This is a genomic window from Bartonella heixiaziensis (genome assembly GCF_046245125.2).
In the GTDB taxonomy this organism is placed as follows: domain Bacteria; phylum Pseudomonadota; class Alphaproteobacteria; order Rhizobiales; family Rhizobiaceae; genus Bartonella; species Bartonella heixiaziensis.
Genome location: NZ_CP176404.1, coordinates 1,696,600 through 1,711,832 on the forward strand (window position 1 = coordinate 1,696,600; position 15,233 = coordinate 1,711,832).

General features: G+C 37.1%; 17 protein-coding genes and 1 pseudogene. 12 read left to right on the forward strand and 6 right to left on the reverse strand.

What is annotated here, in order from left to right; genetic code table 11:
* Positions 1 to 14: 14 nt before the first annotated feature.
* The 3 genes from ACKC4Y_RS07390 (at position 15) to ACKC4Y_RS07400 (ending at position 2,047) form a co-directional block, all read left to right on the forward strand.
* On the forward strand, positions 15 to 794 hold the full coding sequence (locus ACKC4Y_RS07390; RefSeq protein WP_208439696.1) for a hypothetical protein: 780 nt from the start codon (positions 15 to 17) through the stop codon (positions 792 to 794).
* A 577-nt stretch (positions 795 to 1,371) separates the two neighbouring features.
* Positions 1,372 to 1,722: a type II toxin-antitoxin system RelE/ParE family toxin gene (locus tag ACKC4Y_RS07395; RefSeq protein ID WP_034452165.1), complete on the forward strand. Its 351-nt coding sequence runs from the start codon at positions 1,372 to 1,374 to the stop codon at positions 1,720 to 1,722.
* Position 1,723: 1 nt separating this feature from the next.
* On the forward strand, positions 1,724 to 2,047 hold the full coding sequence (locus tag ACKC4Y_RS07400; RefSeq protein WP_015856199.1) for a helix-turn-helix domain-containing protein: 324 nt from the start codon (positions 1,724 to 1,726) through the stop codon (positions 2,045 to 2,047).
* 199 nt (positions 2,048 to 2,246) lie between these two features.
* Here ACKC4Y_RS07400 and ACKC4Y_RS07405 read toward each other — a convergent pair whose 3' ends face one another.
* Complete coding sequence (locus ACKC4Y_RS07405) at positions 2,247 to 2,453, reverse strand: hypothetical protein (RefSeq protein ID WP_409361105.1); 207 nt, start codon at positions 2,451 to 2,453, stop codon at positions 2,247 to 2,249.
* Positions 2,454 to 2,745: 292 nt separating this feature from the next.
* Between ACKC4Y_RS07405 and ACKC4Y_RS07410 the strand changes: the two genes are divergently transcribed.
* The gene (locus ACKC4Y_RS07410; RefSeq protein WP_409361106.1) at positions 2,746 to 3,045 is read left to right on the forward strand and encodes a hypothetical protein; all 300 of its coding nucleotides are present in this window, start codon (positions 2,746 to 2,748) and stop codon (positions 3,043 to 3,045) included.
* A gap of 713 nt (positions 3,046 to 3,758) precedes the next feature.
* Here the strand turns inward: ACKC4Y_RS07410 and ACKC4Y_RS07415 are convergent.
* Both ACKC4Y_RS07415 and ACKC4Y_RS07420 read right to left on the reverse strand, forming a co-directional pair.
* Positions 3,759 to 4,106, reverse strand: coding sequence for a hypothetical protein (locus tag ACKC4Y_RS07415; RefSeq protein ID WP_409361107.1), 348 nt, complete (start codon positions 4,104 to 4,106; stop codon positions 3,759 to 3,761).
* A gap of 228 nt (positions 4,107 to 4,334) precedes the next feature.
* Positions 4,335 to 4,754 carry a hypothetical protein gene (locus ACKC4Y_RS07420; protein ID WP_409361108.1) on the reverse strand — a complete coding sequence of 140 codons (420 nt, stop codon included), beginning with the start codon at positions 4,752 to 4,754 and terminating at the stop codon, positions 4,335 to 4,337.
* A 2,556-nt stretch (positions 4,755 to 7,310) separates the two neighbouring features.
* Between ACKC4Y_RS07420 and ACKC4Y_RS07425 the strand changes: the two genes are divergently transcribed.
* From ACKC4Y_RS07425 to ACKC4Y_RS07435, 3 genes are all read left to right on the forward strand, one after another.
* Complete coding sequence (locus ACKC4Y_RS07425; RefSeq protein WP_409361109.1) at positions 7,311 to 8,243, forward strand: YopJ/AvrA family T3SS effector serine/threonine acetyltransferase; 933 nt, start codon at positions 7,311 to 7,313, stop codon at positions 8,241 to 8,243.
* A gap of 239 nt (positions 8,244 to 8,482) precedes the next feature.
* Positions 8,483 to 9,418, forward strand: coding sequence for a YopJ/AvrA family T3SS effector serine/threonine acetyltransferase (locus tag ACKC4Y_RS07430; protein ID WP_409361110.1), 936 nt, complete (start codon positions 8,483 to 8,485; stop codon positions 9,416 to 9,418).
* A gap of 449 nt (positions 9,419 to 9,867) precedes the next feature.
* Positions 9,868 to 10,803 (forward strand): YopJ/AvrA family T3SS effector serine/threonine acetyltransferase, encoded by a 936-nt coding sequence (locus ACKC4Y_RS07435; RefSeq protein ID WP_409361111.1) that lies wholly within the window; start codon positions 9,868 to 9,870, stop codon positions 10,801 to 10,803.
* Positions 10,804 to 10,842: 39 nt separating this feature from the next.
* Here the strand turns inward: ACKC4Y_RS07435 and ACKC4Y_RS07440 are convergent, their stop codons facing one another.
* Positions 10,843 to 11,136 carry a hypothetical protein gene (locus ACKC4Y_RS07440; protein WP_409361112.1) on the reverse strand — a complete coding sequence of 98 codons (294 nt, stop codon included), beginning with the start codon at positions 11,134 to 11,136 and terminating at the stop codon, positions 10,843 to 10,845.
* A gap of 414 nt (positions 11,137 to 11,550) precedes the next feature.
* On the opposite strand from ACKC4Y_RS07440, the gene ACKC4Y_RS07445 reads away from it, so the two are divergent.
* Both ACKC4Y_RS07445 and ACKC4Y_RS07450 read left to right on the forward strand, forming a co-directional pair.
* Entirely contained in the window at positions 11,551 to 11,721 is a 171-nt protein-coding gene (locus ACKC4Y_RS07445; RefSeq protein WP_409361113.1) for an IS200/IS605 family accessory protein TnpB-related protein, read from the forward strand.
* Between the two features lie 36 nt (positions 11,722 to 11,757).
* The gene (locus tag ACKC4Y_RS07450) at positions 11,758 to 11,997 is read left to right on the forward strand and encodes a zinc ribbon domain-containing protein (RefSeq protein WP_409362168.1); all 240 of its coding nucleotides are present in this window, start codon (positions 11,758 to 11,760) and stop codon (positions 11,995 to 11,997) included.
* 206 nt (positions 11,998 to 12,203) lie between these two features.
* On the opposite strand, the gene ACKC4Y_RS07455 is transcribed toward ACKC4Y_RS07450, so the two are convergent.
* Positions 12,204 to 12,356, reverse strand: a complete 153-nt coding sequence (locus tag ACKC4Y_RS07455) for a hypothetical protein (RefSeq protein ID WP_409361114.1) — start codon at positions 12,354 to 12,356, stop codon at positions 12,204 to 12,206.
* Between the two features lie 185 nt (positions 12,357 to 12,541).
* On the opposite strand from ACKC4Y_RS07455, the pseudogene ACKC4Y_RS07460 reads away from it, so the two are divergent.
* Positions 12,542 to 12,659, forward strand: a pseudogene (locus ACKC4Y_RS07460) (lysozyme); the annotation flags it as partial.
* Positions 12,660 to 12,817: 158 nt separating this feature from the next.
* On the opposite strand, the gene ACKC4Y_RS07465 reads toward ACKC4Y_RS07460, so the two are convergent.
* Positions 12,818 to 12,940 (reverse strand): hypothetical protein, encoded by a 123-nt coding sequence (locus ACKC4Y_RS07465; RefSeq protein ID WP_447582413.1) that lies wholly within the window; start codon positions 12,938 to 12,940, stop codon positions 12,818 to 12,820.
* A gap of 199 nt (positions 12,941 to 13,139) precedes the next feature.
* Here ACKC4Y_RS07465 and ACKC4Y_RS07470 point away from each other — a divergent pair, with 199 nt between their 5' ends.
* Positions 13,140 to 13,448, forward strand: a complete 309-nt coding sequence (locus tag ACKC4Y_RS07470) for a hypothetical protein (RefSeq protein WP_447582414.1) — start codon at positions 13,140 to 13,142, stop codon at positions 13,446 to 13,448.
* Positions 13,449 to 13,706: 258 nt separating this feature from the next.
* Complete coding sequence (locus tag ACKC4Y_RS07475; protein WP_409361117.1) at positions 13,707 to 15,050, forward strand: MATE family efflux transporter; 1,344 nt, start codon at positions 13,707 to 13,709, stop codon at positions 15,048 to 15,050.
* The last annotated feature ends 183 nt before the right edge of the window (positions 15,051 to 15,233 follow it).

A 15,233-nucleotide genomic window follows, 5' to 3' on the forward strand; every position in this document is an offset into this window, starting at 1 on the left:
TGTGAGGGTCTTCTATGTGCAAAAAATACGAATTAACCAGTGAAATCAAAAAAATCAAACATGCTCTTACTCGAAATATTATAAACCTTTATCGCATTAAAGCTTTAAAAGATTTTGATGATATAAAGGCAGGGTCTTTAGGCGGCTTTATTGAAAAGGAAGTTAACCTATCCCATGATGGCAATTGCTGGGTGTATGATGAGGCTTGTGTCTACGGTCATGCAAGAGTGTATGATGATGCAAAAATACGCCATTTTTCTCAAGTCTGTGGTCAAGTTTATGGCAATGCTGAAGTCTATGGAAAAGCTTTTATCTCTCAATATGCTAAAATTTATGACCATGCTTTTGTCTATGGCAATGCTCATGTTTATGGCAATATTTATGGTAATGCTCATGTGAATGGTAGTGCCCGCGTTCTTGCTGATGCTCATATTTATGACCATGCGCATGTTTCTTATGATGCTACGGTTTTTAGTTATGCACGCGTTTATGGTCATGCCAAGGTTTCTGGCTTGGCTTGTATTTATAGCCATGCAAAAATTTATAATTATGCTGTTATTAATGGTCGTGCAAAAATTTATGGCAAGGTCTATGGGAATGCTTGTGTGAGTGGCTCTTGTGAGATTTATGGCTCTGTTTATGGCAATGCTAAAATCTCATATTGTGCAACGATCTGGGGGCGTGCTTATGGCAATGCAAAAATCAACAAAAAAAGCAAAGTAAGGTTGGTTCCAAAAAATTGTGAGGTTTATGAAAGGGATAATGTTGTCAATATAACTGATAAAACAGAATAAAAACACGCATGGGGCGTGCATTCTTTATGGTTATAAACGCATATAAAATGCATTGCTATAAACATATAATAAAAGAGAGAGTAAAATAAAAAAAAGCCGTGCCAAATGATATGACGCGGCTTTCAAATAGCATTTCTTATTGATTAAAATGAATCATCCACAATGGAGTAATCAATGCATATATACAAAACGTATCATATTGCAAGTGCTCTATTAGAGATATAAAAACTTATCAAAAGAAACGTAAATGGTGCGTATGATCTTTAATCACTCATTGGAATTACAGAGCCTATAAAACGCTTGTCATGGCTATCAAACCTACCAAACAAATCAAAACGCTCGGTAGCTTTAACAATCCAATCAAAAGAACATGCATATTCAATAAATATCTGTAAAAAACGTTCTTTTTACATTTACGAGCATTGGTTTTTAAAAGCAGCTTTTCATAAAACAAATAAACAATTATGGTTTTTTGTTACCATTTTTATCAAGTCAATTTTATTAATAATAGTTATAAAAAAATCACAAAATTAAAATAACCACTTGAAAATATACCCATATGGGTATATTAATAATCATGAGTAAAATAAAACGTATCATATGGCTTGGTTCTTCACTCAAAGATATAAAAAGTCTTCCTGATCTTATTCAACAAAGGATTGGTTATGCTCTTTATCTTGCTCAGATAGGAGATAGAGGAGAAAATGTTAAGGTTCTCAAGGGGTTTGGATCTGCCAATGTTCTAGAAATTATTGAACGCGATATTCAAGGAACTTATCGCGCTGTTTATACGATACAATATAAAAAATCTCTTTATGTGTTGCATTGTTTTCAGAAAAAATCGACCCGTGGCATTGCAACACCAAAACCAGACGTTAATCTGATCAAAGAACGTCTCAAGTTAGCAGAACAATTAGAAGGGAATTAAAATGATCAATGTTTTTCACGGTAGTTCCAATGTTTATGCGGATCTTGGCTTTTCAGATTCCAGAGAGATGCTTATCAAAGCGCAACTTGCTCATAAGATTAGTCAAATTCTGAAAGAAAAGAACTTAACACAAAAACAGGCTAGTCAACTTTTGAAAATGACTCAACCCAAATTGTCTAAACTCTTAAGTGGAGAATTTCGAGGAATTAGTGAAATGAAAATGCTTGAGTGTTTGGCAAAATTGGGAAACGATATCAAGATTATTGTTAATCCGAAAGAAGTTAAAACGCTTGAAGGACATTTTGAAGTTGTTTTTTCTTCTTAAACTTCTTTATGATTAGCTTTTTGGGGTCTATTCATACATGGCAATCTTATATAAAAAATGGTCAAATGAATCATGCATAAAAGTGTGGATTCTTAAGTGGATTCTTATAAAAGAATTTCACTCAAACCATTGACTTTATTGTATTTTTATATATAATGCGTTATTATCATCGTATTAGGCACTTTTTCTCCCTCGTGTTCTATTTATGAACGACTTGATCTTGTTTGCATGTTAATTCTTTCAACCGCTGAATCTTTTTTTTCAACTGAGAAGTTAAGAGTGCACGAAGCATCAAAATAACAGGGAGCGTTACCACAACCCATACCGATATAAAGACCAGCCAAAACAAGAGAATAGTAAACTCTTCAAGTCTCTCTTTATTGGCGCTTTTTAGACTTTTACTCATCTCTTGCACATAATTCATCTCTTGTACAAAATTTATATAAACATACCCTTTGAAAGCAATAATGATGAGAGAGAAAAAAAATATGACGGCATAATCTTTCCACGAAAAAGCCAACCACTTTTTAAGCAAAAAGGTATTGCCCTTAGTGTTGAGGACGAAAATCTTATTCTTATTTTCTTTTTCATTGTTTTCAAGATCACAAAGGTACTGCGGATGTTCTTTTATCTCTCGTTTCAGTTCCTTCACTCTGTAATACAGCCTCAAACGTTTAAGAAAAGAATAATAAGGCACCATGATTATCGTCGTGACTAAAATGGCCAAGAACCCGACACAAAAAAACATAAATAAAATGATCGGGATGAGAAGAATGATCGCTCCTGGACCCATGGAGTTTATCCCCTATCTTCCTCATCCTGCTGTTCTGTCGTTTTTTCCAATTTCTGAATCATTTTTTTCAATTTACGATCCCGAATATTGTGGAATCCCCAAAGGATGGGGAGAGGAACAAAAATACATCCCCAGATCAAAACCGGTAAAAGAAAGAGAAGATTACCAACACCATCCCATCTCGCCCAACCCAACATCTGTGTGAAAGACTTTGCGCAAGCGGGGTTCTCTAAAGCGATCCAGACAAGAGAAGTACAATACACGATGAAAAAGTTGCGAGACTTTTTTTTATAATTTTTCAATAAAAAAACCATTGATTTTTTGAACAAAAGGAAACGCAATCCTAGACCAAATGCTGAATTTTTCCCCTTCATTTTTTCCTCACTTTTTTCCACATTTTCTTGAGAGTTTTTGAACTGTTCTTGATCAAAAGGAATGAATTGCTTTGTTTTTCTCAAAGCTTATCTCCCTCGGTTCCCATTTTATAGCGATAGCTTTTCATATCCTAATCCTCACTGGAGACAATATCAAAACATGAATCTCTTCTTGGCACTCCTGCCCCTTGTACGCTCCACTGTACCTCTTTGCTCCACCACTTCTCACCACAAAATCTTCCCTCTCTTAAGCGTTATTATTTCCCATTGCAGATTTTCACTAGGCATAGTTTTCACTGAAAAGTCTTATTGCACTTGCGCAATTGCAAGACTCTTACTCTAAAATATTCATTAATTTCTCAAGCCCCGTGTCACGCTTTTATCTCGGGTTTCAGTCTCTTTGCCATACAATCATACAATTGCATTAACATACACGTTCGAAGTGTTGAGAATAAGAGTTATAAAACGCACCATTTGCCTCTTTGACGAAAGAACCAAACACCATAATGCAAGAGAAAGTGGAAAAAGAAAACAACAAAACTCTTTATTTTCCCTCATCTCTTGCATCCGACGCTGTAAGCGGTTTCTCCTGCTGCTCCCTCTCTTCTTCCAATTGCTGAATCATTTTTTTCAGCTTACCCGTCACGATAATGCGAAATATCAAGATGATCGGTAAGAACAAAAGAGCGCACAGCAAACCCCATGCAAGCAGCAAGAATATCCTAAAGGAAAAGATACCCTCTCCCCAATTCGCTTGGTATACAACGCACACGATGGTGAGAGAAATGACCAAACCCGTCGAGAGGGAGAAGATTTTTTTATAATCTTGCCAAGAAAGAGAAAGCTGTTTTTTATCAAAAACTTTACCAAAAACTGAATTTTTCCCCTTCATTTTTTGATTTCTTTTCTGTTTTCTCAACCACTACTCAATTGCTTCCTTTATTGTTTAGTGACTGTCTTTCAGCTCTTTATCCAGAGTAAGGTACAATCTCACACGTTTGATAAAAAGATAATAAATCCCAATCAGCAAAACACCATTTAAAAGAGCAAGTATGACGATTCCTAAAAAAGATAAGAACGCGAAGAATAATGTAAACATTGTTATTTTTTCCTATGGCATTTATGCAGTGGCTGGTTTGTTGTGCTGTTCAGATGATTTTTCTAAATTTCCCATCATTGCTTTTAATTTACGATCCAGTATTAAATGGAGCACCAAAACCACAGGTAAAAGCATGACAGAAAGAGCCCATAACAAAACCGGCAGCCCAAATATAAAGGAACCAAAGCCACTTCCAAAAAGGCTTCCTATCCCACTAAAAAACTGGAAAAAAAACATGAACAGAGTTGTTGGTTGAAAAGCTCCGAGAATCAACATTATGATAGAGATAGAGACTATTATGATATAATCTTTTTTTGAGAGAAACATCGCACTTTTGAATGAGCGAAGTTTAGATTCTTTGTCTACCATTGAATCTGCAAGAAGAGAAGCATAAGCTTGTCCCTGAGAAGATTGTTGTGATTGCTGGTTGTCTGTTGTCATACTGACATTCCCCGCTCCTTAAGATCTGTTACAGCACTGCTCATCAGTGCCCCTTCTGCATAGAGTCCTGTCACAAATTTCCCCCATAGTATGATATGTATAAGAGAAAACACAATCCCTACGTTAAACCATACGCTAACCCACAAATCACATCAGATTATGAAAACACCCCAAGGGAGCTTTCGCATCTTCGATTTGTCAACCGTCGCAATACACACACGCGTAGGCACTTTGATAGCTTCATGCATTAAAGAGAGGTGTAACAGCCTGCATAAAAATTTTCAATCCCCCTCTTTTAAAAATCTGTGAATATTCAAAAAGATAAAAGTTTTGCATCTTTTCAACAAAGCGCAATAAGTCTTTCCCAATGAATATTGGCGGACTTAAGAAAAACAGCTTCTGTTATTAGCGATCGTCTCTGTCATCAATTGATGCTCCCATCACTTCACTTTCCCATCACTTCACTTTATAAGTTTACCCTGATAACGTTAGAACCTCGACACAAGAAAGATTTGTGTGTGAAAAGAAAGCAACAGAAAAAATCTCCCCTCTCATTGACTTGCTCTCCTTACAATGAAGGACCGCATCACACTTTTTATCAACAAAAGAAGTCAGAGAAAAAGTTCCAACTCCACACCCTACGATTGCAGTGTATACGAAACACTTTAGTTTGACCTAGAAGATGCCAAAAATCCGCTTTTGAGTTCCTCTCTTCAAGGCGCCCTTGTTATCGAATTACCCTTATCATCAAGCCCCCCTTGTCATCAGACGTCTTTGTTTGGCAACAAACAGGATGATCAGGCATCAGGTAAGAGCAATAGGATACTTGCCAAGCCGGCACCATCATACTCTTTACCAGATATTTACTAGCCCCAATGTTGCGACAACCCTTGCGTTGAAACAATTCATGAGAAGCATTTTCGCCTTTCCTCTCAGTATTTTTCCCCACACGCCAACTTTGCTTGCAACAAACAAGGAAAGAATCTTACGCTATGAGAGGTTCTCATTCACCATACAAAATGATAAATGATCCTTATAAATCAATGCACTATCGCACAATTATCTCGATAAAACAGAAATGGCTCTTAAACACGCGAAAGATTTGCAGAATAGCTCTTGTGATGATTTTACGCATGTCATCATCGGATAAAAAAGCACAAAACAATGCGTTCAAAGAACAATCGCTCTCTCTCCTATTTGTTCGTTGCGTCTTGTTCATGATGCACTTGATATTTCGTCCTCCAAAAAGGAGATTTATTTAAAAAACGAATACAAAAAGAAATCGACGCAATTTATCATTCACATGCATTCTGGTCATATTATCACTATTTATTTAAAAACATAAAACATATTGTAGTATTGTAATGAAGGGCAAAGTTTGTTTTTGCCATTCTCTTCTGTTAAATAGAAGAAAAATCATCCTCGAAAAAGGATGAGAAGACATACTGAACAAAATGATGTCCCTCACTGAGACTCCTCAGCTATCAAAGTCTTGCCCTAACAGCAGCACAACAGCAGAAAAATGAAATGCCTTTTGACGCGTAATAAAGACTTACGCAAAACTTTTTCCTATCAAGAGACAAATAAAAACACTTGTCAGGAAACAAAATAAAATTCCCTTGTATTGTTCGTTCACATCTGATTGCAATCGCTCTTAAAAAGCAAAATCACCTCCAGAGCTTTCTGTAGAAAGCAAAGAATAGGCTTTAAATGATAAGATAAAAAGAGTGGTAAACAATTTGCTTATCCTGTTTCTTGAAAAAAGAGGAAAGAGTTCCAAAGATTGGAAAGAAAGAGAGCCTTCCTTGCAAAACAAGACGATCACGCGATTACGAAGAGCATATCAAAACCAAAGAGTAGAAGCTCTATAAAACAACGTGCTCAAGACAAAGAGTCCTGAAAAACAGAGAGATTTCGCTTGCGTGTCAGCACGACATCGCCAACAATAAAGCTAAACCCTGTTGTTAAATTATGTTTGCGCATGATGTATTGTGATTTTATTTTTACAACAAATTATCGATTGTCCTTCACCTTTTTCCAAAAAAGTCGCAGAAAAGTCGTTGCAAAAGAATCTTTCAGATCAATTGGCATCATTGCGAAAAAAACCTGCTTTTGGGAGAATTTTTTTTATGCTTTTCCCTGTTTGTTTCAGTTTATCTATAGAAGAAAAATTGAAGATAAATCCTACAATCGCTGCGTTGAAACTCTCAAGGCAAAAAAGCTTTCCATTCTAAAATATCGAAATAAAACTTCAAATGCTTTGAAGATTCCAGCAAAACTCTAACAGATTTTGCAGATGCAAAGCGCAGCTGCTTTTCACTCCTTTGGATTTTTATGCTTTATTGAGAAGCCGAAAATTTTAATTTGAAAAGCCTTTACGAAAACTGTTTAGATTTGAAACATACCTCCATCTCCTTGCCTTTCAGGATAGAAAAGCAGTGAATATAAGATCGTTTTTGCCACAATAAGGCGCTGCCTGCCTAAAATAAACCATTATTTTGCCAGTATAAAAAGGTTATATTTTTCTCTTTATAAGATAAGTAAGGAGTTTAACTTATGAAACCACAAGATTTAAAAAACAGCGCCCAGAATTCACCAAGAGTTCAAGAAGGGGATGGTGAGAATAAATCCTTAGAAAGTCTTATTGCAAAATTACAACAATTGAACACCCCACAAACGGAAAATGATGAAATCAGTAAAGAACAATTAAAAGATATAATTACAGATTTAGAGAATGATATTGCTGATGGGACGTGGGTCAAAAAGCTGTATGCAAGTACAGATATGAAATTGATGCCTTCTTTAGTAGAGCAAGCGAATCTTAAATATCCAGATATGCATCTTAAATTTGCGACATCACCTCAAGACTTTACCAAATCACTGAAAGAAACTATCGATGCGGGGATTCCATCTTCCAGATATATAGTAAACGTGAAGGATAGAGGAATCCATTTCGCGGTGGTCGATCATCAAACCGTTGATAACAAACCGTCCGCAATATTTTTTGAACCGGCAACACTCAATAATATGTTACCAGCAATGTTAGCACTAAGGACACAAATAGCCGTTAAATCTGAATTTCCTGAGTGTAGTTTTTCCGTGGTGGAAATGGATATTCAACGAAGTGCCTCTGAATGTGGGGTGTTTAGTCTAGCTCTTGCCAAAAAGCTTCACACCGAAGCTAATAAATTGACGAGATTGCACAGAGACAATGTTAACGGCGTATTATGTGAACCAGATATGCCTTTACCTCCTGATAAGCTAGATCAATATCTTCCAGCGACTTTTTACAAACACACGCAAGGTAGAAGACGTCTCGACCAATATATGAAGTCAAATCCTGGGGCTGAAAATGAAAAAGTAAACAAAAAGGATGAAACACTTGCTGAGAGATTTGATAAAAACTTAGTGAAAACAGAGGACGAAAAAACGGTTTCCGTTTCATCACACAAGAAAAGGGTCAGGGAATATAAATCTCTGATGATGTAATTTTAAATGTTTTTGCCAACATGTGGAAAGGAATTAAGCCCTGCATTCCGGTTTATGAGGTGAATTCGTTCATGTTGGCAAATTTATTTATTTTCTTGATTTGTATTAAGACACAAAAAAGGAAGCAGCTTCGTGTATTAAGCTAAAATTGATAAAAAGGAAATGAACTACCACAACATTATTCAACCATAATACCAACATAGTATTCCATGTCGATCATTAACACAGAGGTGAATATTATGAAACCGCAAGATTCAAGAAGCATCGCCCAAGGTTCATCACAAACACAAGAAAGTAAGAACGAAAATGAATCGTTAGAAAATCTTTCTGCAGATTTAGAGCAACTCAACATCGAAAAAGAACAAAAGATCCCATTCAGTCGCGAAGAATTAAAAGATATTATTGCGGAGCTGGAACGTGATATTGCGGACGGGAGCGGGATCAGAGGCAATTACCATTATGCAAATACAGATCTCAAGCTGATTCCAGCTCTGGTAGAGCAAGCAAATCGTAAATATCAAGGATTAAATCTCAAATTTGTTACAACATCTCAAGACCTTTGCGGTTCAATAAAAGAAGCCATTGATAAGGGAATTCCATCTTCCAAATATATAGTGAACACGACGGACAGGGGGATCCATTCCGTGGTGCTTGATCATAGAACCATTGATGGAAAAACGTCTTTGATAGCTTTTGAACCTGCAACTCTCGAGAGTGAGGCAGCACTCTTGCTTGCAATAAGGCTACAACTAACCATTCAACGTGAATTGCCTGAATGTCATTTTTCCAAAGTGGAAATGGATATTCAACGCAGTTCCTCTGAATGTTCAATAATAAGTTTAGCACTTGCTAAGAAGCTTCATACCGAAGCTGATAAATTGACAAGAATGCACAAGGACAATATAAGCGGCATATTATGCGAACCAAATACAACTCTCCCCCATAATAAGCTGGATCCATATCTTCCACCGAGTTTTTACAAACACACGCAAGGCACAAGACGTCTGAAGGAATATAGTGAAGCAAATCCGGCAGCTGAACATGAAAAAGTGAATAAAAAAGGCGAAACGCTTCATGAGAGGTTTGAGAAGAACTTAGTTGAATCAGAGGGAAAAGCTGTCTCCGTTTCATTACACAAGAAAAGAGTCTCTGAATATAAATCTCTGATGATGTAGTTTTGAATGTTTTTGTACATATATGGAGGGGAAGTGAAACACTGCATTCCTGTTGAGAAATAAAGTCTGTTTATATGCGCAGATTCTCCTAATTTTCCTGTTTGTAAGACTTAAAACAGGAGGGGAGAGTTTGTGTATGAAGTTAAACTTCAACTGTCATAATCAAAAAAGTTGAGACTATAAAGACAAGAGAAAAAACGCATTTTAGAACATCAAGATAAAAGGTGCGATTACACTCAAGTCCTTCACATTTTTTTGCAAATTTAAAGATGCAAAGAATAATTAGTGGTGTTTCTAAAAAGCCCTTCATCTTGCTTTAGAAGTCCTTCTTAATAAAAAAAGCCCTCATTTCTTTTTCTCTGAACCTTGAGAAAAAAATCAAAATCAACGCATTCCTCAGCCTGAAAAAATAACAACCCATGCAAATTGTTAGCATGGAGGTGAATATTATGAACCTGCAAAATTTAAACAACACCGTCCAAAGCTCGTCACAAACACAAGAAGATGCTCTCACCAATGAAACATTAGAAAGCTCTCTAGCACATTTAGAAATGAAAACCACCCAATCAAAAGGTATCCCATTCAGCCCAACAAAATTAAAAGATATTATTACAACTTTAGAAAATGACCTCGCCAGTGGTTATTGGATCATTGCCGATTATGAAGATATAGATTTTAAAATGATGCCTGCCCTCGTAAAGCAGGCAAATCTTAAATATCCAGAAATGCATCTCAAATTTGCATTAACACCTCACGACCTTACCCTCTCACTGAAAGAGGTTATTGAGAGTGGAATTCAATCTTCCAGATATATAGTAAACACGCAGGAAAGAGGAAACCATTTTGCGGTGATTGACCATCGAACCATTGCAGATAAAACGTCCGTGATATTGTTTGAATCGACAACATTTATGAATAATATATGTGCGACAATGTTAGGAGTGAGAACAAGACAAGCCCTTCAAGAGTGTCAATTGCCTGATTGTCATTTTTCCATGGGTGAAATGGATATTCAACGAAGCCCCTCTGAATGTGGAATATTTAGTTTAGCTCTTGCTAAAAAGCTGTATCGCGAAGCTGCTAAATTAACAAGAATGCACGAAGATAACATACGTGGCGTGTTATGCGAACCCAATACACCCTTATCTTCTGATAAATTAGATACGTATCTTCCAGCGAGTTTTTACAAACACACGCAAGGCACAAGACGTCTCAAACAATATAGTGTAGCAAATCCAGCGGCTGAAAATGAAAAAGTAAACAAAAAAGGCGAAACACTTGTTGAGAGGCTTGAGAGGAACTTAGTGATACCGGAGGACAAAACACTCTCTGTTTCCCCACACAGAAAAAGAATCTCTGAGTATAAATCTGTCCTTAAGTTATAATGTCATTTTTTAACGTTTTTAAACGCTATACGCGCAAAGTTAAGCTTGTGCATTTGGGTTTATTACCGTCAGTAGATTAATTATCTTAGCAACTTTATTGCTGTTGATGATTCCTCTGCTTTTTTGATTTGTAAGACTTAAAATAATATAAGCAGCATTCCTCAACAAAGGCAAAGCGGCTTTCGTCTCAAAAAAGAGGCAGATCTTAAAGCGATAGAGAAATTCTAGAGCGATTTTAGCAACAATATATCTTTTGTTGTGCAAAAACGTAGAACATGCAATGCTTTTGCCAGAATAGAAGCGTTTTCTAGAGTAATTGATTTTTTCTCTCAAACGCCTGCCTCTTGATGAGAATAAGCAATGTGAATCTTATAGACGCCGTGAGAATGGTCTTTGAAAAAAATGCCCAAAGCTTGGTAAAACAACACTGAAATTGGTTAATGAAAATGAATAAGAAGGAAAATATCTTGTGGCGATTGCCTTTCCATGGTTGCCCTTCAATATCACTTACATGATTTTTCCGCAAAACAGCGAAAATCTTTAAGAATTATGGCTTTTTCATTGAGAGAAGAAGAGCTTTCTCTTAACGGTCCGTATTTTTAGCACTCTTGCCAATCTCTTTATTTTTTTCTCTTTTCTTGAAGTGCCTATGCAAGATGCCAACACCCTCTCACTTCAAAGGTATAAGTCGCAAACGAAAAGGCTCGAATAATCGTTGTAAGGAGAAGCAATATTAGAACAGATAATTTGCATAAGGTTACAACAGATTTAGTTCAGCGTTTTGGTACGTTTTGTCTCGAAGATCTTCATGTAAAAAGTTTGCTGAAAAATCGGCATTTATCGCGTGCTCTTACAGATCAAAGTTTTTATATGTTTCGCCGCCAATTGGAATATAAGGCGAAACGCTATGGTCGATAGATTGTTATTGCAGATCGTTGGTATGCGAGCAGTAAGATTTGTCATCACTGCGGATCTAAGGCTGAAAAGTTACCTCTTAATCTGCATAAATGGAGATGTTCTCATTGTGGTACGCTTCATAATAGAGACATCAATGCTGCGATCAATTTAAAAAACTTGGCGGTAAGTTCCATCGTGTCAACCTGTGGAGAAGAAGGCTCTAGCCAACGTCTTGTGACTTTGATGAAACCAGCCTCGAAAAAGCAAGAAATCAACAGTATATTTAATCAGAAATGAAAACATTTACGTAAGTTTGATAGAACAGTATCTTGAAAAAGATATCTGGTTAAACTTGTAGGAGATGCAACATTCGCTTGTCTTAAATTTTATGTATTCACTTGAGGGATTTCCATTTTTATTTCCTTATCCAACTAGAAATCATCCCAGCACAAGCCCTTCCCCATCCCACAACCACCTCTCTAGCCCCCCCCAAGAGCTACCCATCAAGAGCCATCCCACATGAATATCCCACAACTGAAAGTCCCACACCAATAACCAGTTCCACACATTTCCCCTTTCATCCATGCATCAAGCCCGCTCATCTCCCCATTCTCCAGCAAACTTTCCAACCCCATCGGCACCCAATCAACAACCATCACCCTCCCCGAAAAGCATCCCACAAAGCCCCCTCCTCACCAGAAACCACCTCACCTACATTCACCCTCAAGATTTCATTTTTCAAAATCCCCTTTCTCTTTTGTTTTTGAAGAGCAGAAAAACATTCACTTAAAGTGATGTCATTCAACTCTGCTTTGAAGAGAGTTTTTGTATGGAGAAGCATATGAGAAAAATTTCATCAGAAGGGCTAGCGCTCATTAAACAATGAGAAGGCTTGCGCTTGAATGCCTATAAAAGACACCATTGGTGTGTGGACCATAGGTTATGGACATACAAGTGCAGTGGTCACGAACTTATGGGAAATGTAACCAATATAATGTTTACTTGTTCAACTGAACTCTAGAAGAACAGGCACGTCGTGGCCTAGCCTAGCTTCGAATGGATGATACACCCTATAAAATCTTTGAGATACCTCGGCAACAATTGGCTAAGAAAAGTGTTAGCGAATGCCAAGATGACATTGCTTTATCGCCAGAAGTTCAATCTTAGCTGCATAGGCAATTTCTGAAAACAGCGTTTCCAAAACATTTACAAAGACAAAAAAATCTATTGTAACGCACATTTATAATCTTAATGAAGACATATTCGAGCACTTTAGGCAGGACCATAATATTTCTACTATCACACTATGAGAACCATTTTTTGCATTATATGCAATAGAATTATTGAAACGTCATAAGTTTTATGCGACGTATTATGGACGATTAGCAAAACGGGTTGAATTATCTCAACTAAAATCACAAAGCCTATGGAAAAATTTTATGCCCACCGCCACAGATCTATTTTGGCTATCGGTTGAAGAACGTGTATGCCCTCTCCAGTTAAGAGATGGCGTTTTATATTCAGATCATTTTGGACTCCGTATTGATTTTGAAGCTGATTCCATTGTAAAAAAATCTTCAAACAGAACGACTAATCCCGAGTTTATTTTTTATATTTTTAAATGGTTCTTTATTGCCAAGAATTCGTTTTTTAGGGGGAGCATATCAAGTCTTGTACCAAGGAATCTTCCAAAAGATTTTATTGAAAATACTGAAAATGGATGTGCAAGACGAACAAACGCTTGCTAAGAATATTGTATCAACAACTGTAGCTGATTGGGGGCATAATGTTGTACAAAAAAATGCATGGTATGAAGTCCAAAAAACGAATAAAGGCGCATTGCGCTTCTCCTTTAAGAACTGGGCATCTCCTCTTAGTTTAATGAGTTCTCATTATGCATCCTTTACACAAGATTTGCGACGGAAAGACTTTACGGAAAAAATCAATGCGTTTTGTTTAAAAAATCCGAGCTTAATACACCCTTCAATATGGAAGGGGATTTCACAATGTTTGTTGTGATGAAGCAATTGCTATCTCTTGGCATACCACTGGCTGTTGGGTTTATCTCTCAGATGATGATTTCCTTCACAGATGCAGCGCTTGTGGCACATTTAGGCATTCAAGCCTTGAGTGGTACAATGTTGGCTCTGAGTATGTTTAGTTTTGTTATGTTGTTGGGGCTAGGTATTATTACCGCGGTTGCACCAAAACTTGCAGAAAGCTTTCGCAGACAAGATAGATATGCATTGAAGGCATGGTTTGATCAAGGAATATGGCTTTCCCTTTTGATTGGAATGATGAGTGCGATCATTTTACTCAACACGAGGAATATTTTGTGTCTTCTCGGCCAAGATAGGGCTATTGCCAATATAGCGCAGGAATATAATAGTGGTGCTGCTATAGGGGTGGTGTTTTTTTATCTTTATGTGAATAGCCGCGGATTACTATCAGCAATTGGTAATCCAAAGCCCTTAACATGGGTTATGCTTGCCGCTATCCTGGTGAATTTTCTTCTCTCTTGGCCGCTTATTTTTGGTATAGGTCCTGCAAGCGGATTAGGTGTCTTTGGTGCAGGAATTGCGAGCAGTTTGATCCGTATTTTAATTGTTATTGCAGCGGCAATAATTCTGGCTCGCAATTCTGCTTTTCATTCCTTTCACTTGAATTATTTGAGACCAAAGTTAGAAATTTCACGAATAATAAAATTACTGCGAGTAGGGCTCCCCATTGGTATACGTATTCTTATTGCGGAAGGCTTTCCTTCTGTCATTGCATTTATGATTACGGCTTATGGGGTCCAAGCTTTAGCCGCGCATACGATTGGGATGCGTCTCGATATGCTTATTTCTGTGGTGGCTTTGGGGATTTCCAGCGCAGCCGCAACAATAGCAGCGTGGAATAGAGCAGATGGGAATAATATGGCTCTAAAACAGTTGCGTATGAGTGTCACAGTTTTTGCTGTAGCTTATGTCTTGTTTTTATCAGGAGTTGTTTATCTCTCTTATGAATTTATCCTTACAACCATCTTTGATATTTCTTCAGACAGCGTTGTTGTTTCCTCTTGGGAGTTGCTTCCGCTCATCTTATTATCTTTTGCTTTTGGCACTTTAGGAGCTATGCTCAATGGCATACTTGTGGGCTTGCTTGATACGTTTTGGTCAACAATTGTTGTAGCAATAAGCTATTGGGGGATAGGCTTATTTGGGGGGACGCTCATGGCGCATTTTTTTGAATATGGCTTTATTGGCTATTGGCTTGGCATGATTGGCGCAAACTTAATCGTTTCTATCTTTAATTATATGCGCGTGGGGTATTTAATAAAACGCAATCCTATGTTTGGGGCAAAGTGAGTGTTACAAAAGCGCTTGTAAAGCACTAGCTGTGAAGGCATAACTAACTCACCGTCCATAGAGGACGTTTTACTTCTATGGAGATAACAATATAGGTTACAAAACTTGCTTAATCTTGAAAAGAAGTGCCTTTGATTGTAGCATCAATAGTCTTTATTGAATTTTTAAAATAATATGGATTTA